The following is a 386-nucleotide window of genomic DNA, read 5'->3' on the forward strand; positions in this document are numbered from 1 at the left end:
CCCCCCCCCCCCCCCCCCCCCCCGACATCTACACTGTTCGCATTTCGTCGGCAGCGTCAGATGTGTATAAGAGACAGCCTGCGGCCGGGCCCATGCCCCCGAGAATGCCCACCGCGCGCGGGGGCTGAAGCTGCTGCTGCATGCTGCGCAAGGACGATGCCCAGTTCAAGCAGCTGGTCGATGGCGTGATCGGCGACATGATGAAGTCGGGCGCGTTCGCCAGGCTCTATGACAAGTGGTTCATGGGGGGGGGGGGGGGGGGGGGGGGGGGGGGCTGCCGACGAAATGCGAACAGTGTAGATGTCGGGGGTCGGCGGGTGATGAAAAAGGGGGGGGGGGGGGGGGGGGGGGGGGGGGGGGGGGGGGGGGGGGGGGGGGGGGGGGGG

The 386-nt window shown here is 71.5% G+C and carries 1 pseudogene; it reads left to right on the forward strand.

The features are described from left to right. Positions 1-137: 137 nt before the first annotated feature. Positions 138-245, forward strand: a pseudogene (locus JHD82_RS29150) (amino acid ABC transporter substrate-binding protein); the annotation flags it as partial. Positions 246-386: the final 141 nt, after the last annotated feature.

The sequence above is a fragment of the Delftia sp. ASV31 genome (genome assembly GCF_016428765.1).
In the GTDB taxonomy this organism is placed as follows: Bacteria; Pseudomonadota; Gammaproteobacteria; order Burkholderiales; family Burkholderiaceae_C; genus Comamonas; species Comamonas acidovorans.